The sequence below is a fragment of the Streptomyces sp. P9(2023) genome, from assembly GCF_032436795.1.
GTDB lineage: Bacteria > Actinomycetota > Actinomycetes > Streptomycetales > Streptomycetaceae > Streptomyces.
This window is the reverse complement of record NZ_JAUPWM010000014.1, coordinates 62,299-81,041: the sequence shown is the minus strand read 5'-3', so window position 1 is coordinate 81,041 and position 18,743 is coordinate 62,299. Positions and strand designations below refer to the sequence as shown.

The 18,743-nt window shown below is 68.8% G+C and carries 16 protein-coding genes; 9 read left to right on the top strand and 7 right to left on the bottom strand.

The genetic code is table 11. The features are described from left to right. Positions 1 to 151: 151 nt before the first annotated feature. On the top strand, positions 152 to 721 hold the full coding sequence (locus tag Q5762_RS19950) for a hypothetical protein (protein WP_315893522.1): 570 nt from the start codon (positions 152 to 154) through the stop codon (positions 719 to 721). A gap of 471 nt (positions 722 to 1,192) precedes the next feature. Here Q5762_RS19950 and Q5762_RS19945 read toward each other — a convergent pair whose 3' ends face one another. The 5 genes from Q5762_RS19945 to Q5762_RS19925 form a co-directional block, all read right to left on the bottom strand. Further along, positions 1,193 to 1,576, bottom strand: coding sequence for an RDD family protein (locus tag Q5762_RS19945; RefSeq protein WP_315893521.1), 384 nt, complete (start codon positions 1,574 to 1,576; stop codon positions 1,193 to 1,195). Positions 1,577 to 1,638: 62 nt separating this feature from the next. Then, on the bottom strand, positions 1,639 to 1,905 hold the full coding sequence (locus Q5762_RS19940; RefSeq protein WP_315893520.1) for a hypothetical protein: 267 nt from the start codon (positions 1,903 to 1,905) through the stop codon (positions 1,639 to 1,641). Positions 1,906 to 1,928: 23 nt separating this feature from the next. Beyond that, positions 1,929 to 2,789, bottom strand: a complete 861-nt coding sequence (locus Q5762_RS19935) for a hypothetical protein (protein ID WP_315893519.1) — start codon at positions 2,787 to 2,789, stop codon at positions 1,929 to 1,931. A 13-nt stretch (positions 2,790 to 2,802) separates the two neighbouring features. Next, the gene (locus Q5762_RS19930; RefSeq protein ID WP_315893518.1) at positions 2,803 to 3,840 is read right to left on the bottom strand and encodes a hypothetical protein; all 1,038 of its coding nucleotides are present in this window, start codon (positions 3,838 to 3,840) and stop codon (positions 2,803 to 2,805) included. 284 nt (positions 3,841 to 4,124) lie between these two features. Then, on the bottom strand, positions 4,125 to 4,385 hold the full coding sequence (locus tag Q5762_RS19925) for a hypothetical protein (RefSeq protein WP_315893517.1): 261 nt from the start codon (positions 4,383 to 4,385) through the stop codon (positions 4,125 to 4,127). 229 nt (positions 4,386 to 4,614) lie between these two features. On the opposite strand from Q5762_RS19925, the gene Q5762_RS19920 reads away from it, so the two are divergent. After that, on the top strand, positions 4,615 to 4,878 hold the full coding sequence (locus tag Q5762_RS19920) for a WXG100 family type VII secretion target (RefSeq protein ID WP_315893516.1): 264 nt from the start codon (positions 4,615 to 4,617) through the stop codon (positions 4,876 to 4,878). A gap of 113 nt (positions 4,879 to 4,991) precedes the next feature. On the opposite strand, the gene Q5762_RS19915 is transcribed toward Q5762_RS19920, so the two are convergent. After that, on the bottom strand, positions 4,992 to 9,479 hold the full coding sequence (locus Q5762_RS19915; RefSeq protein ID WP_315893515.1) for an FtsK/SpoIIIE domain-containing protein: 4,488 nt from the start codon (positions 9,477 to 9,479) through the stop codon (positions 4,992 to 4,994). 235 nt (positions 9,480 to 9,714) lie between these two features. Here Q5762_RS19915 and Q5762_RS19910 point away from each other — a divergent pair, with 235 nt between their 5' ends. Then, positions 9,715 to 10,743, top strand: a complete 1,029-nt coding sequence (locus tag Q5762_RS19910; RefSeq protein ID WP_315893514.1) for an alpha/beta hydrolase-fold protein — start codon at positions 9,715 to 9,717, stop codon at positions 10,741 to 10,743. 43 nt (positions 10,744 to 10,786) lie between these two features. Here the strand turns inward: Q5762_RS19910 and Q5762_RS19905 are convergent, their stop codons facing one another. Further along, positions 10,787 to 11,659: a menaquinone biosynthesis protein gene (locus Q5762_RS19905; protein WP_315893513.1), complete on the bottom strand. Its 873-nt coding sequence runs from the start codon at positions 11,657 to 11,659 to the stop codon at positions 10,787 to 10,789. Positions 11,660 to 12,023: 364 nt separating this feature from the next. Here Q5762_RS19905 and Q5762_RS19900 point away from each other — a divergent pair, with 364 nt between their 5' ends. The 6 genes from Q5762_RS19900 to Q5762_RS19875 all read left to right on the top strand — a co-directional run bounded on the left by Q5762_RS19900 (position 12,024) and on the right by Q5762_RS19875 (position 18,664). Then, positions 12,024 to 12,227 carry a cold-shock protein gene (locus Q5762_RS19900; protein WP_014144190.1) on the top strand — a complete coding sequence of 68 codons (204 nt, stop codon included), beginning with the start codon at positions 12,024 to 12,026 and terminating at the stop codon, positions 12,225 to 12,227. 150 nt (positions 12,228 to 12,377) lie between these two features. After that, on the top strand, positions 12,378 to 12,842 hold the full coding sequence (locus tag Q5762_RS19895; protein WP_315893512.1) for a DUF1992 domain-containing protein: 465 nt from the start codon (positions 12,378 to 12,380) through the stop codon (positions 12,840 to 12,842). A 1-nt stretch (position 12,843) separates the two neighbouring features. Further along, complete coding sequence (locus tag Q5762_RS19890; protein WP_315893511.1) at positions 12,844 to 13,356, top strand: mycothiol transferase; 513 nt, start codon at positions 12,844 to 12,846, stop codon at positions 13,354 to 13,356. Between the two features lie 173 nt (positions 13,357 to 13,529). Then, positions 13,530 to 13,949, top strand: a complete 420-nt coding sequence (locus tag Q5762_RS19885) for a hypothetical protein (RefSeq protein WP_315893510.1) — start codon at positions 13,530 to 13,532, stop codon at positions 13,947 to 13,949. 77 nt (positions 13,950 to 14,026) lie between these two features. Beyond that, positions 14,027 to 16,294 carry a VCBS repeat-containing protein gene (locus tag Q5762_RS19880; RefSeq protein WP_315893509.1) on the top strand — a complete coding sequence of 756 codons (2,268 nt, stop codon included), beginning with the start codon at positions 14,027 to 14,029 and terminating at the stop codon, positions 16,292 to 16,294. A 69-nt stretch (positions 16,295 to 16,363) separates the two neighbouring features. Then, positions 16,364 to 18,664 carry a VCBS repeat-containing protein gene (locus Q5762_RS19875; RefSeq protein ID WP_315893508.1) on the top strand — a complete coding sequence of 767 codons (2,301 nt, stop codon included), beginning with the start codon at positions 16,364 to 16,366 and terminating at the stop codon, positions 18,662 to 18,664. Positions 18,665 to 18,743: the final 79 nt, after the last annotated feature.

Sequence of the window (18,743 nt, the reverse complement as noted above, 5' to 3'; positions counted from 1 at the left end):
TCCCAGACTCAACACGCCAGAGCGCCACGGACAGGCATGACGAGGAGTGAGAGTGTCAACGGGGATACGCAACGGCCGGATCACACCACCGAGCGGGACGGCCGGACCAGGGGTCAGCCCGTGGCGGTCGGCGCGGAGGACGGTCGGGCTAGTGGTGTTCGCGTGGGCAATCGCCGCAGCTAACACCTGCATCGCCTACGTGACCTTCGGCTCGAACTGGATCCCCATCATGATCGGGGTGCTCCTCTGTTTTGCCTTCACCGTACTGTTGATCCTGCTCCACCGCGCCTGGTGGCTGGCGTTGCTGTCCACGATGCCTTCGCTGTTCGTCCTCGTCGGATCCGTCCAGTACGCGCCCGAGGGTGCCCTGGATCGCCTCGGCGTACGCGAGAGCGTTGTGGTCGCGGCGGACAGCGCGGCCGGTACGTCCAGCAAGAACCACCGCCTCACCCTTCGGGGTATGGACGGAAACGAGCTGGAAGAGAAGCTGACGTACCGGGGTCGTTCCGGGGCTCCAGAGGTGGGCGACCGGCTCGACATCGTTCGTGATCCGGACGGCAAGGTACCGATGGCGCAGGCCGACACCGTCGACGCCTCAGGCGAGTTCGGTACTTTGGTCGGCGGCACGGTGATGTGGACTCTGATGGCGATCCTGGCGGGCAGGCGTGGCCATGTCCTGCGCCGCCGGGGCCACGAACTCGGCGAGCCGATCGACTGGTGACGCGGGCCCATGGTCTGCACTCTGCACGCGCCTCCTCTCCCGATTTACCCCCTATCGGCTCCTCATCGGAGATCCGATGCCCAGCTGGCGAGGCGGCCCATCGGATTACAGATGTCGCACATCGTCGTGGCCGCGAACTGCTGGAGCACGGTCACGACTTCCTCGACACCGAGCAGGCCGGCCCCCTTGTAGAGGCCGCAGCCGCAGCGGTGGATGGCGTCCCTTGAAGTGGTGTAGCCGCTCTTGGCCGATGTGCGCCCGGCTCGCCATCGCGTTGCCCCTGGTGGACCGCTCGTGCGCCCTGAACAAGGACGGGCCACCGTGCAACTCTCCGCGGTGAACAGTAAATCCGACCGGGAGGTGCACGATGTCCACCTTGATGTCGTCCCAGTGTTCGACGAACTTCGTGCCACCGTAGATGGCGCCGGTGATGACAGCGGCCCCGATCGTGATGGGGTTCGAGGCGGGCCGTCAGCCGCCCCGACGCATGACGCGTAGCCCCACCGCGTCCTGCTGCTCAACATCGGAATCGGTTAGGACATGGAGGGGGACGAACAGCACCATCCAGTAGAAGCCGAACAGCCAGCGTCCCACCAACTGGAGAAGCCGCGGGCGGCCGCTGTCGACCGCCCTCACCACACGAAGGCCGCAGACCGCCTTGCCGATGCTGGTTCGCGTGGCGAAGGTAAGTCCCACGTGGTTACAGAAAGAGAACGCGAGGGCGACTGTCAGGATCGCCACCCACCACCAAGAGGCGATCGGCGCTTGCGGGTCCGAGCTGCCGGAAGCGAACGCGAGGACACCTCCTCCGAGCCCGAACAGCACAGCCAGGGCCGCATCGAGGGCCACGGCCATGAACCTGCGGCCCTCGGTGAGGCGCGTTGACGATTCCTTTGATCTTGCCCTCATGGAGTTCCCTACATTCCCGTAGTGGGCTTCTTCTTTTCGGCTTCTTCCTTCTCTACTCGCTTGAGAGCGTCATCGATCGCGGTGCGCGCATTCGCGAGAGCCGTCTCAATCTGTTTCTTGCGGATCGACCACTCGCCGCGGAAACGATCACTGTTCGGCCCTGTCCAGGTGTCAGGTCCGCAGAGCGTCTGAACGTTTCCAGCGGCGTTCTCGATTTCCTCCGCGTATCTTTTCAGTCGTCGGACGTCCTCACGGCAATCACTCTCTCGAGTCATGCGGAAATCCCCTTCTATAGATTTTAATGGGATGCGCGTGCGGGTGGTTCGACAAGTTCTGCAATCATTTGATGGAGGGTAGTGGACCCGACGGATCGGGATTGTATTCCCGTAGGCGCGTTGGGCTTTTCAACGAAGACAGTCCAGACAACCTTGTCCGTTGCGTACGTGGTGAGCAGAGGCCCCGGGGCGTCGGCCAGGGCCACTATCTGTCCGACCACGAGAGCGTTGTTGATGGTGTCGTTGAGGGGGCCGTTCAGACGGCCTTCATTGAGGTGCTCCGGCTCAAGCAGTTCGACCGGACCGTCCTTGTCCGCGACATCGAAGGGGTCGACCAGGAGCTGAACTAGCTCTGCGGCATCTCTTGCCGTGCTCGCCAGGGTGAACATGTGCAGACCACCCGCAGTGACTCGCTCCACGAGGTAGAGGTCGTCGGCGTGTACATACACGAACGCATGCGCGAGTCCACTCGACGTGTGCTGCTCGGCAGCCAATGCCCTAGAAGAGGTCCGACGCAAGGTGAGAGCCAGACTCACTTCAGGGGTGATCCTCATGTCGACATCGACGGGGCGTCGACTCAGGGTTGTCTGCGACGACTCGTCCGAGCGCATGAGCGCATCGAGCTCTCCGATATTGGAGACTTCTACGACCTGCCGTGAAACCAAGGACCGCAGCGCCGTTGCGAGTGCCCAATCTCGCTCCTCGGCTTCCATCTTCATAAGATGCGGAGTGGGCGCAATGCACTCCTGAATCGACTCAGGGTCGAGGATGGCGAGCTCCTCGTCTGTAAGTCTGAGTAGTGGCTGGGTTCCTCCCTCCGAGAGTGCGGACCCCAGGGTTTTGCGAAACTTTTCGAGTTCCACATCAAGCTCGGGCTTCATCATTCCCTTCCCCCTGTTACCAGAATGAATATTTCCTGATGGCGTTCGGCACAAGATTCGTCACAGCACTCTTGGCCCCGTTGTACACTTCCGTCGCCTTGTCTCCTATTTTCTTTGCATGCTCCACGGTTGCATTCAAGGCCTTCTTGGCGCCGTCCTTAATGTCGTCACCCCATTTATCCCAGGCCCAACTTCCAAGGAAGTATGCGCCGGCCACCCCAAGGGCAACCCAGCCGACGACCGGGACGGCAGCGGCTACCGCGGCAGACGCGCCCAGAGCGGTTGCCATGCCCGCGCCGCCGAGCACGGCAACGGCACCGGCGGCCTGAACTCCACCCATACCGCGGTCGACCCAGCCCTGAGCCCCGTCGTGCGTAGGTAAGATCATCTCCTTTACTCCGCTGATTATATTCAGGGGAAGGAGGACCCGCGTTGCAAGAAATCCAGTTCCAGGCGCCTTGTTGAAGAGTTTCGACGCGTACGGAATCTTGAGCCTTTCAGCAAATTTCCGTACGCTCTGCTGCCACTTCCATGGTTCGTGATATAGATTCCTGATGCTCTGCGCCTTGAGCAGCTCACGAAGGAGCTCTCCGCGCTTTGCCGCGATACGAGATGTCTCGACCCCAAAATACTTGTTCAGCTCAAATACCGCGCGGGCTCCCGCAATGTTTTGCCCCTGCTCCCACATCTTGTACAGGCGAAGCGACGCCTCGATGGCCGTCGGGATTTTGAGGACCTTGAGCGGGGTCTTGATGTCCTTGAGAGTGCCCTCCTTGAATTCCTGCCAGGTTTCCAACACTCCGGCAAGGCTGGCGAACATCAAAACAGCCTCAGGGTTTCCCTGTGCTATCCCCAGGCGCCGTCGCAGATCCCTAGCCTCTTCCTCCGCCCATGTTGCCTTACTGGGGAAACTTGACATACCTTCGGCTCCGGCTTCCCATTTGGAGAGAATGCCATTGATCAAGCCGCCTTGAATGGACAGGGTGCCCCCCATCACGTCGATGGCAGCGGCAAGTTTGGGCCCCTGGACGTCGTTGATTCCTCTGAAGCTCATCGTCTGCTCTCCATTGGTTCCTGTCGGCGCGGAGGATACCGGCGAGCCCATGAACGTCGGCGGCGGCTGCGGCCGGTCGCGCGCCGCTCTGCGGCCATGCTGGCCCGGCACTGGGGCGGACGCGTCCTCGCCCCTTCCTCTCAAATGGGGTCGAGATCAGCGCAGCGGTCGCGGTGAGGTAGTGGTAACCAGCCAAGAGCGGTGGCTGACTGGCGACTCCCCCTGCGAGTGCTGGTGCGGGCAACACGACGCTAGCTGGGCAGCTAGGTTTCGCCACGGCGATCTCACTTCTTCGGGTTCTGCAGGTCCTTGGCGCTCTGGTCGCGGTCCTGCGCCTCGGCGCGGAGGGAGGAGGCGACCGTGGAGCAGGTGGTGCGGAAGCTGTTCAGCTTTCCGCGCACGTCGTCGGCGTTGGGGCCGGACCAGCTCTTCATCGTCGTCGTGCTGTACGCACGCGGCTGGTCCATCAGCGCTTCGACGTGGTCGGCGAGCCGACGCAACGCGGCGGCCTGCGACCTGAGTTCTTGAATGTCCGGATTCGCCATAGCAGCCTCCCCCGCTGTCATACGGACGTCCCAGCATAGCCAAGCCCTCAGGGGCGCGGCGGGCCTCTCGCGTCCTGTCCTCGTAGCCAGCTGATTCGCGCTCGGGACGAGTCCGGAGCGGTGGCGATCCAGTGCCGGACAACTCCTCTCAGGAACCAAGGTTGTTGCGGTAGCGTCCCCTGGTGCGAGCGGAACGTCCGTTCGTCGCAGTGACACGGGGAGGACAGTCATGACCACGCGCGGCGCGGATATCGAGCGACTCCGGGATCTTGCCAAGCTGTTCGGCACCAAGGCGGGTGATCTGCAGAGCCTGATCACCGCTCTGAACACGGCGACCAGCAGCAGCACCGGCTACTGGAAGGGCCCGAAGTCGAACCAGTTCCGTACGGACTGGGAGAACGCACGTGGGACCTTCTCCAAGTGGGTCGACACGCTCAACGACGCCCAGAAGTCAGCGTCCACCAGCGCCGACAACATCGAGCGCGCAACCTGATCCACGCGGGGAGCGGTACGGAAAGCCGTACCCTGGCCTGTACGGGATCGCCACGCACAGGGGCGTCCACCTCTCCGGGTGGACGCCCCTGTGCGTAACGCTGACTCGGAACCTCAGCCCGCCATCACGCCCTGCACCGGCCGGAACGAGCCGCCCGCCACCAGCAGTCCGCTGCCCGTCGGCCCGCCCCCGATGTTCGCGGGGAGCCGGATGCCGAACAGCTCGCCGTCCTGCGAGGACTGCGGAGCCAGCAGCAGCCCGTTGCGCGACTTGCGGGCAGCGGTGACGAAGCCCCGGTACTGCGAGGACAGACTGTCCGTCGTACCGGCCGCCAGCACCCCAAGACCCCCGTCCACGCCCTTGCGCAGCTCCGCCTCCAGCGCCTCGTCGAGCCGGGTGTCGTAGAGCAGTTCCGCGTCGTCGGCCACAATCACGTACGCCCTGCCCTCCGCCTTCTCGAGCAGCTCCGCCAGATCGTCCTCCCGGCTCTCCGCGTTCAGTACGCCCAGCACCCCCGGCCTGCCCTCCAGATCCCGCAGCGGCGAGCGGCGCGGAGTGACCAGGGCGACCGGCGTGCCCGCCGCGAGCAGCGACTCCGTCGCGCACAACAGAGCCGTCGAGCGGCCCGACTTCGGCGGTCCTGCGATCACGAAACCGGGGCCGGACTCCTCCAAGTCCACGCCGAGCGGCGACAGTTCGTCCCCACCGACCGCGAGCAGCGCCCACAGCGACGACGGTGCGGCGAAGTCCGGGTCGAGGGCCAGCGCCTCCCGGGCCGTGATCCGCGACGGCAGCGCGTCCACCCGCATCGGGCGGCGCCCGGCCGGGATTCTGCCGTGGCGGGCGTGCGCCTCCTCGCCGATCTCGCGGAGCGTACGCACCTGGGCCTGGCCCGCCGGGTCCGGGTCGAGCAGGGCGATCTGCGTCTCGTCGATGCCTGTGTCCGTGATGCGCAGGGCACGCCCCGGCGGCATGTTCTTGGGCACCTCGCGCGGCTGGATGCCGGCCATGGAGTAGTCGTTGGGGTCGGCGAAACGCGTGATCAGCCGGTCCGCGAAGGCGGAGGCCACCAGGCCGCTCAGCCCACTGCGGTCAGCGGTCATGACCACCTTGAGGCCGACCGCCGAGCCCTCGCGGAAGACCCGCTGGATCATCTCGACCAGCTTGCCGTAGTCGTAGTTCTCGAAGGTCGAGACGAAGCCCTCCCAGCTGTCGAGCAGCAGGACCATCCACGGCAGACGGTCCTCTGGGGCCGCCGACGCGCGCTGCTCGGTCGCGCTCGACGCGCCCTGCATGGCAAGGAGTTGCTGACGTCGGGTGATCTCGCCGAGCAACCGCTCAATGAGCCGCCGTACGCGGTCGGGCTCGTCACGGTTCACGACCGCGCCGACATGCGGCAGCCGCACCAGCGGCAGCAGCGCGTTCGAGCCGCAGTCGATCGCGTACACATGCACATCGGTCGGCGAGGTGGCGCGGGCCAGCGCGCCGCCGAGCGTCCGCAAGGCGGTGGAGCGGCCCGAGCGAGCGCCGCCCGCCAGCATGGTGTGCTCGCCCTCGACCAGGTCGAGGGCGAAGGGCTTGCGGCTCTGCTTGGCGGGCAGGTCGGTCAGTGCGTAGCCGATCGGCTCCACGTCCCCGTGCGCGGGCGGCTCGCCCGCCACGGCGGCCAGTTCGTCGACGGTGACGTGCGCGGGCAGCGGCGGTAGCCAGGGGCTGCGCGGGGCGGGGAAGCCCATCTTCTCCGAGCCGGCCCGGATCGCGTCCACGAGCACGGCGAGGTCGGTGACCATCGTGCCGTCGTCGTCCGCCTCCGCGGCCCGGGGCAGTGGCCGGCTGAGCGAACCCCAGCCGAGCGGGATCAGGGACGCCATGGGCCCGAGCTTGCCGGTGGCCGGCCGTCGGCCACCGATCCGGGCCGACTGCACGCCCACGAGGGACTGCGCGCCGGAACGGACGTACGCGCGTCCCGGCGTCGACTTCGCGATGGCCCCGGCGTCCGGTGCGTCGATGACGTCCGAGGACTCCGTGGCGTCGGTCACGCGCAGTGCGATACGGAGGTTGGTGTTGGCCCGGATGTCGGCGCTGACCACACCCGCCGGACGCTGGGTCGCCAGCACCAGGTGCACACCGAGCGAACGGCCACGGCGGGCGATGTCGACCAGACCGGCGATGAAGTCGGGCAGTTCGGCGACGAGCGAGGCGAACTCGTCGATCACCAGCACCAGCCGGGGCATCGGCTCCAGCTCGGGGCGGAGCCTGCGCGTGTCGTTGTAGTCCTCGATGTCCTTCGTGCCCGTGTCGAAGAGGATCGCCTCGCGGCGGTGCAGCTCGGCGGCGAGCGATGCGAGGGCCCGCTCCGTCAGGTGCGCGTCGAGGTCGGAGACCATGCCGACGGTGTGCGGCAGCCGGGCGCAGTCCATGAAGGCGCTGCCGCCCTTGTAGTCGATGAGGACGTAGTTGAGGGCGTCGGGCCGGTTGGCGACAGCAAGCGACGCGATGATCGTCTGGAGCAACTCGGACTTACCGGCACCGGTGGTGCCCGCGACCAGCGCGTGCGGCCCGTCCTTCCGTATGTCCAGGGTGAATGTTCCGTCCGCCGCGATACCGATAGGCGCGGCCGTCGTCGAACCGCCCGTGCGCCAGATCCGCTCGATGTCGTCACCGCTCGGATCGGGCATGTCGAGGATGTTCAGCAGCCGGGCCGCCGTCGGCAGGGCGCTGCCGGCGTCGTCACGGCTCACATCCCGTACGGGAGCCAGCGAACGGGCCAGCAGTTCGCACCACTCGGGACCGACCTGGTCGGCCAGCACCTCGCCGGCTGACTCCAGACCCGAGCCGCGCAGCCGCACATGCGTGGGCGACTCCGCCGTCCAGCAGACGACGGCTCGGCACTCCTCCGGCAGCAGCCGCTCGTCCTCGTCGACGCAGAGCGCGAAGATCCCGTACTGCGGCCCCTCCTGGAGCAGCTGCGGCACACCGGGCGTACGGCGCAGCAGCCGGGCCCCGTCGAGCACGAGCAGGACGTGCGGGTCCGGATTCGTCCCGCCGCCCCCCATCGTGTGCTGGTTCTGCCGGGCGATCTTGCGCCGTCCCAGCTCGTTCAGGAGCTCGTTCACCCGGCGGGCGATGGCCTCGGAGTCGGATCCGACCAGCGCGACACAGTCCTGGCCCTGCTGCGGTGAGGTGTGCGGCAGCCATTGCGCCCAGGACCAGTCGGCGCCCGCGTCACGTGCCGAGGAGATCACGACCAGCGACAGATCGCGGGGGCTGTGCAGGGCGGCGGCCTGCACGGTCAGCCAGCGCGCCGTGGCCAGCGCCCGGCCCCGGTCGCCGGCCACACCGACGACGCCCAGCTCGGGGAAGGACAGGGCCACTGGCAGGTCGGGCAGCATCGGCGGCTCCGGCCGGTCCTCCTCGTAGCCGCCACGCGCCATCGCGAGCTCGATCTCGGCAGGCAGCGAGCCCACGCCGATGCGCAGCCGCAGCGCGTCCACATCGGTGAGCCGCCGTTCCCACAGCCGACGGCGCGGCCCGGTGGCGAACAGCAGCACCTGCGCCGGATCGGGGTTGTCGGCCCGCCTGTTCTTCTGATCCTCCTTGCCGAGGCGGACCAGCTCGGCCTCGTACGCGGCGAGATCCTTCTTGTACTGCTTGAGTGAGACCTTGTTCTTCTGCTTGCCCTCGCGCAGATCGCTGATCCATTGGCCGAGCAGCATGATCGGCGTCATCGCCATGAACAGCAGCATGTAGATCTGCCAGGTCAGGAAGTACATCATCAGGCCGAAGGCCATCGGGATGAGCGCCGCGATCAGCTGGAAGCGGGCGCGCTCTCCCCGGGACGGCAGCGCGGGCACGACCAGCCGGGGTACGGGCCGTATCGGCGACAGCCGGGGCGGGCGGTTGTAGGCGAGCCCGCCCTCACCGGTCGCGGACAGGTGCGCGTCCGGCTCGGTGACCTGGTCGAGGACGAAGAGCGAGTCCCCGACCCGTACGAGGGTCCCCAGCGGCCACTCCCGGTCCCCCTCGACCTCCTCGTCGTCCAGCAGGAGCGTGGCGCCGGGCTGCACGTGCAGCGTGGCGGTGCCCTGCGCGTCGACGGACACGCGGGCGGCTACCGACGGCAGCGAGTGATCCGGCACCGGCAGGGCGCAGCCGGGAGCGGAGCCGATCGTGGCCGTACCGATGCCGAGGCGGGCGACCCGGCCGGCACCGGGGCCACCCGCGACCCTCAGCTCGTACCGCCCCACGGGCTCCCCACCGCGCAGCAGCGGACCGATCGCGTCGTCCACCGAGATCCGCAAACCGTCCCGCAGCAGCCCGCCGACCGGGGCCCCGGGCTCGCAGCGCTGTCCGTCCGCCCAGAGGGTAGGGCCGGGGGACGGGGGCTGGAGGGCGGGGACGTAGCGGGGGTCCGGGGTGGTGCTTGCGAGGGGGACGACGACGTTCGGTACCCCCGCGTGCGGGGGGTGGGGCTGGGCGTGGGTGCCGAGGGCCGTGGCGAGCGCCTCCGCGACGTCGCGCGCCGTCGCCCTGTCGTCGGCGCTGACCACGACGTCCTGCGGCGCCGCCCCCTCCCGCACGACTGTCACCAGAACTCGCATGGTCGGCGTCCTCCCCCGCGCACGCATACCGCCGGTGCGCCCCTTGGCCCGTCACTGATCCAACGAGGCTATTAGCTGGGCGGAACTCCGGGAACACGTACCCCCTGGTGCGGTGGCGAGGGCGGGTGGCCCGAATCACGGTGATGGGAGGCGAGCGCGGGCCAACCGACGAGCCTGATCCACACTCCTCCCTTCCGTAATCAGTCGTTGTGTCCGAAACACCCGGAGTCACCCCATGACACGCCTCCCCAGGGTCCCCAGGATCCTCGCCACCGTCCTCGCCCTCGGGGCCACGGCCGCTCTGGTCAGCGGCTGCTCGGGGGAGGGCGCGCCCGTCACGTTCGACACCCCCGGGAGCGGCACGACGACCCTGCGGGCGAAGGGCCCTGCGAACGTCCCCGAGACTGTCCTCCCCACCGGCCCCAAGGCGAGTTTCACGACCGCCAACACATTGGAGGACGGCACCAAGATCGGGGTCACCACGCTCGCCGGGGCGAAGTCCGGTTTCACCGGCAAGGTGTGGGTGTGGGCGCCGAAGCAGTATTTCGACCCGAAGTACGCGGAGAGCGGCTTTCCGGTTCTCGTGGCGCTGCCGGGCGGTAACGGGTATCCGATGAATTACTGGATGGGTACGGACCTCAAACTCCAGTCGAGCATCAGCACATGGTCACAGGAGGGAAAGAGCCTTCCGTTCATTGTGGTGATGCCCGTTCTCAACCCGGACGACAAGTTCTACTACGACGGAAGCGATATCCCGGGCCAGCCGAAAATGGGCACCTGGCTCACGGAGGACGTGCCCGATTTCGTCCGGGCGAATTTCCGTACCTTCGCGTCCCGTGACGGCTGGGCATTCATGGGTTCGTCCTCGGGCGCCTTCGCCGGACTGAAGGCCGTGCTCCAGCGCCCGGAGAAGTTCAAGGCCGTCATCGCGTCGGGGCCCGACACCGTGCCCGACTCGCCGCTGTGGGCGGGGCACGAGGCCGAACGGCAGGCGAACAACCCGGAGAAGCTGGCCAAGGCGCTCGGTGCGAAACCGGACACCGGGAAGAACCGGGTCTACCTCGCGTTCCAGATCGGAACGAAGGAGTCCGGCATGGGCCGCCTGAAGGCCTTCATGCGGGACTACGGGAAGGGCCCGGTGAAGACCCGCCTCCAGGTCATCCAGGGAGGCGGGCACAACGCGAAGAGCTACGTCCAGGGGATGGAGGACGGGTCCATCGCCTGGATCAGCAGGCAGATGCAGGGGCCCGTGCCGTCCTCCTGATGCGTCAGGCTGATGCGTCAGGCTGACGCGTCAGGCTGACGCGTCAGGCGCGGTGGGCCCCGAGGAGTTCCACCCTTACGTCCGCCGGGAAGCCGGTCGTCGGGCCGGTACGGCGGGCGAACTCACGTACCCCCGCCAGCTGCTCCGGGCCGAAGCGGAAGTCCAGGGTCCGGAAGTACCGCTCCAGCAGCTCGGCGTCGAACGACTCCCACCTCGCCGCCTGCTCGGCGACCTTGGTGACCTCCTCCAGGGACAGGTCCCGCGAGGCCAAGAAGGCCTGGTGGACCTCCCGTACGGTCTCCGGCTCACGCGCCAGGAAGTCCTTGCGCGCCGCCCACACCGCGAAGACGAACGGCAGCCCCGTCCACTCCTTCCACATCAGCCCCAGGTCATGGACCTTGAGCCCGAGGCGCGGGGCGTCGTGCAGCGAGGCCCGCAGGGCGGCGTCGCCGATGAGGACGGCGGCGTCCGCCTCCTGCATCATCAGGCCGAGGTCGGGCGGACACGTGTAGTAGTCGGGCCGTACGCCGAACTGCTCGGCGAGCAGCAGCTGCGCGAGCCGTACGGAGGTTCGGGACGTGGAACCGAGCGCCACCCGCGCCCCGTCCAGCCGCTCCAGCGGGCGCTGGGAGACGATCACGCAGGACATGACCGGGCCGTCGCAGCCCACCGCGATGTCCGGCAGGGCGACCAGATCGTCCGCGTTGCGGAGGTACTCGACGAGGGTGATGGGGCCGATGTCGAGCCCGCCGCCCACCAGGCGCTCGCTGAGCTTCTCCGGGGTGTCCTTGGTCAGCTCCAGGTCGAGGAGCGTTCCCGTGCGGGCCAGACCCCAGTAGAGGGGCAGACAGTTCAGGAACTGGATGTGTCCGACGCGGGGCCGGCTGCGCTGGTGGTCATCGGTTGCATTGTCCACATCGCGAGGCTAGACCGGTCTCGTACGGTGGGCACCGCCGGGGCGCGCGTGGCGCTCGACCGGTCGCTTGAGCGGTCGCTCGACCGGTCGCTTGAGCGGTCGCTTGAGCGGTCCCCTCACGGCCGCTCGCGGGGCCTCTCGGGCGGTGATCGCGTCAGCACGTCAGAGGCTCGTCAAACGTGTGGGTGACGTGATCTTTCCCTCTAGTGCGCCGCACACACTGCGTGCTACGCTCCTCGCAAGTTGCAGTTTGGTTTCCCTTGCAGTACAGAGCCTGCGGAGCATGTGACCCGCAGGCTTTTGTAGTTTTCAGACTTGTTTGCAGGTTCTGGAGCAGGGCAACCCTTTGGCCCAAGGAGGGCTTATGGCTACCGGAACCGTCAAGTGGTTCAACGCTGAAAAGGGCTTCGGCTTCATCGCCCAGGACGGCGGCGGCCCGGATGTCTTCGTCCACTACTCCGCGATCAACGCTGCTGGCTTCCGCTCCCTTGAGGAGAACCAGCAGGTGAACTTCGACGTCACGCAGGGTCCGAAGGGCCCCCAGGCGGAGAACGTCACCCCGGTCTAAGTTGCCCGGATCGGCGATCGCGCACGGCTAGAGAAGTACCCAAGGAGCCCCGCTCCGTGCCTTCGGGCACGAGCGGGGCTCCTGCCTTTCCCCGTCGTCCTGCCTTTCCCCGTCCTGCCTTTTCCCAGCCCGGCCTTTTAGGCTGGACGTATGACCGAACGGAAACCTCCCGGCGTCAGCTTCGAGTCATTCGTGGACAAGCAGATCCGCGAAGCCGCGGAACGCGGCGAGTTCCGGAAGCTGGCCGGCTTCGGCAGACCGCTGGAGGACGACACCGCGCCGTACGACGAGCTGTGGTGGATCAAGCGCAAGATGCACCGCGAGGGCGCATCCGTACTCCCGCCCGCACTCGCGCTCCGCAAGGAGGCCGAGGACGCGCGGGACGCGATCGGCGAGGCCGGCTCCGAGGCGCAGGTGCGCCGGATCATCGGCGAGATCAACACCAAGATCGCGCAGGCCCTCGCCCGCCCGCCGGCCGGCCCGCCGCTGAACTTGCGGCCCTTCGACGTGGAGGCGACGGTGGCGGAGTGGCGGAAATCCCGGGCATCGCGGAAGTCCCGGGCATCGCGGGAGTCGCGCCGCCCCGACCGAGACGGCGAGCGAGGAGCTGGGTGACATGAAGAGCGCCGACCTGCTGGTGGACGCGTTCGGGCGCGTCCAGGAGGCCGTGTACGGGGCCGTCGAGGGGCTGTCGGAGGACGAGCTGACGGCCCGGGTCGACGAGGACGCGAACACGATCGCCTGGCTTGTCTGGCATCTCACCCGGATCCAGGACGACCACGTCGCGGGCGCCTTCGAGACCGAGCAGCTCTGGACGGCGGACGGTTGGAAGGCCCGCTTCGGACTCCCCTTCTCCGCACGCGCCACCGGTTACGGCCACTCCAGCAACCAGGTCGCCGCGGTCCGCGCCCCGGCGGAGCTGCTGCTCGGCTACTACGACGCCGTGCACGAACGCACCCTGGAACACCTCGGAAGCCTGACCAACGCGGACCTGGACCGCGTCGTGGACGACGCCTGGGACCCGCCGGTCACCCTCGGCGTACGGCTGATCAGCGTGATCGCGGAGGACAACCAGCACGCGGGCCAAGCGGCGTACGTACGAGGCGTGGTGGAGCGGCGCGGGGCGTGACCCGGCCGGGGTCACCGGAGCTGGATCGCGCCGGCCCACACCCCCTTGCCCCGACACCCCTCCCCCACAACTCCCGTAAGACATCCGAACATTCATACAACCCTCCCCCGCGATCAAGAGTCTGATCGGGAGTGGCGCATGGTGCGCCAGCGTTCCTTGGGGGAGGACCCATCGTGCTCCACGAACGAGCCGCCACTCATCGCCGCCTCGCCGCCGCCGGTGCCAGTGGGTTTCTGACCCGTAGCGGGTCGGACGAGAAGCCGGAGCTGCGCTGGACCCGGTACGCGGACGGGTCCTCGACCGCGCTGTCCACCGACTCCAACTACCGTGTCGACAACATCGGTTCGGACGTCGTCGCGATCGGTGACGAAGGCGCCCCGGCCGCCCGGAAGCAGATCGGCGGCGGCTGGAACACGTACAGCCACCTCGTCGGCATCGGCGACGGCAACAAGGACGGCCGCCCCGACCTGTACGTCTCCGGGCCCGCCGACTCCTCGTACTTCTACGCCGGTACGGGCGACCGGCTCGCGCCCTTCGCGACCCGCACGCCGACCGAGGTCCTGCTGGGCGGCACGTACCCGCACATCCTCTGAGCCTTTCCTCCCCACCACCGGGCGCGCCACCACGGCGCGCCCGGTCCTCCTGCCCCCTCCTCGTGAAGGAACCGAAAGTGATCCAGACCCGCGTGCCCCGGCGCCGACTCGCCGCCGCCGTGACCGCCGTCCTCGCCGTCACGGCCGGTACGGCCCTGGCATCGGCGCCCGCTACGGCCGCGACCCTTACCGCCGCCGTCGCCGCGAACGCCCCGGCAGCGAACGCGCCCGCCGACGCCCAGGCGGACGTCATCAGCATCCCCCGTACCACCAGGATCCTCAGCGCCGGCCCGTCCGGCTTCCTCACCACCGAGGTCACGCCCGACCTCAAGAGCATCTACCGCTGGACGAGCACCGTGGACGGCACCACCACCGTCCTTCCGGAGCGGTACAACGGGTACAAGGGCGGCGGGTCCGACACCATCGTGACCAGGGAGGACACCACCACCTACTACTGGCTCCACGACATGGCGTCGCCCGGCAGCAGCCCGAAGCTCATCGACCAGAGGGACAGCCGCCTGATGTGGCAGGGGGTCGTCGGCAGGACGCTCGTCTTCACGGCCCGGGACGACACCACGCAGACGAGCCAGGTCCACCTGGTCGGCGAGGGCAACAGCCGGCAGGTGACCGGCCTTCCGGCGACCCTCAGGTACCAGAACATGGCCGCCGTCTCGGACTCCGAGGTGATCATCCGGTACTTCACGCGCGATGCCGCCGGCACCAACACCTTCTACGTCGCCGTCGTGGACGTCGCGACCGCCTCCGTCGTCGAGCAGCGCGAGATCCTGCCGTCGGGGGGCGGCTCGCAAGCGGCCGCCTCCGGAGGCCGCATCGCCTGGGTCGACGCCGTGACGCCCTGGGCCACCAGGGTGATGACCGCAGAACGCGGCGGGGACGGCAGCTCCCCGGCCGTGCAGGTGGCCGACATGGGCAACGCCGTCCGCACCCACGTCGGCGTCCTCGGCGACTGGGTGACCTACGCCGCACCGGGCGGTGCCGGCGGCACCTTCCCGTCCGACCGCTACGCGCTGATCGCCGCCAACGCCCTCGACGGAACGACGGTCAGGCTGCTCGACCACGCCGAGTCCACCGTCCCCGCGGCCGACGGCTCGCTCCTGGTGCTCGGCGGCTCCCTCGACCGCGGCGAGGGGATCTACCGGATCGCGCTCGGCACGGACGGCAAGCCGACCGCCACGCTGGTCGCGAGCACGGGCGAGCCCACCGCGCTCGGCCTCGTCGCCACGAACGTCCCGCCGGTCGTCGACCTCGACCGGAACGAGGGCGCCAAGCTCTCCTGGACGCTCTCCCGGAGCGAGGCCGAGGGAGCGGTGACGATCCGTCACAACCGTACGGGCAAGAGCAAGGAGCTCACCTTCCGCGCCCCGTCGACCACGGGCCCGAGGGTCGTCGACTTCTCCTGGAACGGCCTCCTCTCCGGCCCCGGCATCAACGAGTTCGCCCCCAGCGGCGACTACACGTGGGAGGTCAACGCCCGCCCGCTCAACGGCATCGGCCCGGACCTCAAGCAGACCGGCACCTTCAAGGTCACCCGCACGGCGGGCCCGCACGACTACACCGACAACAGCAGCCCGGACCTGCTGGCCCGTGACACCTCGGGCGTCCTGTGGCGCGACGACACCGTCAAGACGGGGTCCATGACCGAGGCGTCATCGACCGGCCGGGTCCGGATCGGCAGCGGCTGGCAGATTTTCGACCGCCTTGAGGCCGTCGGCGACATCGCCGGCAGCACCACCGCCGACCTCGTCGCCCGCGACAAGGACGGCGTCCTCTGGCTCTACCAGGGCAAGGGCGACGGCAACTTCGCCGCCCGTACGAAGATCGGCGCCGGCTGGCAGGCGTACGACAAGATCACCGGCGGCAGCGACCTCAACGGAGACGGCCGTTCCGACCTGCTCGCCACCGACACCGCGGGCGCGCTCTGGTTCTACAAGGGCACCGGCGACACCGTGACGCCGTTCGCGGCCCGTGTGAAGGTCGGCACCGGCGGCTGGGGCGGCATCAACCAGTTCACGGCAGTAGGCGACATCGCCGGCAGCGCGATCGGTGACCTCGTCGCCCGCGACACCGCCGGTGTCCTCTGGCTGTACCAGGGCAAGGGGGACGGCACCTTCACCGCCCGCACGAAGATCGGCGGCGGCTGGGGCGGCTTCACCCACCTCGTCGGCATCGGCGACGCCGACCGCGACGGCCGCGCCGACCTCTACGCGGTCGGGGCGTCGGGCGCCAAGTTCTACGCCGGCACCGGCGACCCGGTCGCCCCGTTCAAGCCCGCCGCGGCCTCGTACCTGCACTCCCCCGCGACCGACCTCGACTCGGTCCTCTGACTCGGTACTCCGACTCGGTTCTCCGACTCGGTTCTCCGACTCGGTTCTCCGACACGGATTCCGATACGCATGAAGAAAGAGCAGGAAAGCGTGCACAACGCTCGTAGATCCACCGGATCCACCGGATCCACCGGATCCGCCAGATCCACCACGTCCGGCCGTCGGCTCGCCGCCGCCGTCCTGACCCTCTCGACGGTCACCGCCGTCACGGGGACGCTCGTCGTCGCCGGGCCGGCGGCCGTCGCCGCGCCGCAGTCCGCGCCCGCCTCCCCCGTGGGGCCCGCGCAGGCCACGGACGCCGTCCTCCCGATCCCGGCGGACGCCGAGATCGTCTCCAGCGGCACCACCGGCTTCCTCACCGCCCGCCCCGACGGCGCGGGCGGCTCCACCCTCACCTGGACGAAGTTCGCCGACGGCTCCACCACGCCCATCGAGGGCACGCGCGCGCTGAAGACCTCCTCGGACACCGTCGTCACGGTGGACGGCAGCCGGTACACCTTCCGTGACATGGCCGCGGGCGGCTTCTCCAGCCACTCGATCGACCTGGTCCAGGTCCTCGGCCCCGAAGCCACGTTCGTCGGCGTGGCCGGCACCACCCTCTTCGCGACCAAGCCCGACGGGTACGGCGACCCGGAGCTCCGCCGGATCAGCCGCCAGAACGGCGTGCTCGTCAACCAGCTGCTCTCGAACTACAAGAAGGAGCAGAGCTACCAGGTCCTCGGCGCCTCCGGCACCGACGTGCTCGTCCTCTCCACGATCGGTACGGGGACCAACACCACCTACCACCGGGCCGTGGCCGACCTGACCGGCGACCGGTACGCCGTCAAGTACCAGCCCCAGACGGGTGCCTGGAACCTCGGCGTGACCGGGGCGATCACCCCGAAGTACATGGCCTGGACCGAGCACCCGGGCAGCTCCACCAAGATCGTCGTGGACGACCGTGCCGTCTGGGGCGGTTCCGAGCACAGCTTCGACCTGGGCGCCGGACAGAGCGCCGTCCTCGCCGGGATCGTCGGCGACTGGGTGGCGTACGGGCAGACCGACGGCGGTACGGCGACCGAGCCGAACGCCCTGCACCCGCTCACCGCCCGCTCGCTCACCGGCGCCGGGACGGTCAAGCTCCTGGACCACATGAGCTCCTCGGCCGTCGCGCCGGACGGCAGCCTGCTGGTCCGGGGCGGCACGGTGGCGTACGGCGAGGGTCTGTACCGGATCACCGCGGCGGAGGGCGGCGCACCGGTCGTCACCCAGGTCGCGCGCACCGGGCAGCCCACGGCGGTCGAGATCACCGGCAGCACGGTCCCGGCGGTGGCGGAGCTCGACAGGAACAACGGCCGGGTGACGATGAGGTGGGAGTTCTCCCGCCCGAACGTCTACACCGACGTCACCCTGCGGCACGTCGCCTCCGGCAAGACCCTCAAGCAGCGGCTCTACCAGCCCTCGGCAGGCACCTTCACCTGGAACGGCCTCCTGGACGGCGTCAGCGCCCCCAACGGCACGTACCGGTGGGAGATCCTCGCCACGCCGCTCAACAACATCGGCGGAGCCGCGTACTCCGCCGGGGAGTTCAAGGTCACCCGGCAGGCGAACCCGCACGACTACACCGACAACGGCTCGACCGACGTCCTCGCCCGCGACGCCTCGGGCACGCTGTGGCGGGACGACACCTTCGACTGGCCGGTCTCGGGCCAGGTGACCCCGGCACGCCGCACGAAGATCGGCACGGGCTGGAACACGTACGCCCAGATCGAGGCCGCCGGGAACATCGCGGGCGGTGCCGCCGGTGACCTCGTCGCCCGCGACACCACCGGCGTCCTGTGGCACTACCTCGGCAAGGGCGACGGCACCTTCACCGCCCGTACGAAGATCGGCGGCGGCTGGGGCGGCTACAACAAGATCGCCGCGGGCTCCGACCTCAACGGTGACGGCCGCCCGGACCTCCTCGCCACCGACACGGCCGGTGACCTGTGGCTCTACAAGGGCACGGGCAGCGCGAGCGCGCCGTTCGGCGCCCGCGTGCGGATCGGCGGCGGCTGGAGCATGTTCAACCAGCTCACCGCGGTCGGCAACATCGCCGGAGGCACGGCGGGCGACCTCGTCGCCCGCGACAAGGACGGCGTCCTCTGGCTCTACCAGGGCAAGGGCGACGGCACCTTCACCGCCCGCACGAGGATCGGCGCGGGCTGGAACGCCTTCAGCCAGCTCGTCGGCGTCGGCGACACGAACAACGACGGCCGCCCCGACCTGCTCGGCCACGGAGCGGACGGCACGTACGTCTACCTCGGCACGGGCTCGGCGACGGCCCCGTTCAGCCGCGCGAACACCTCGCTGTACGCGGGCGAGGGAACGAAGTTCACGATGGTGTCCTGATCGTCGGCCCCCTCCGCCTCTCCCGGTCCGGGCCGCGCCGGGCGGGAGAGGCGGAGGGGGCGCGTACCGCCCGCCGGAA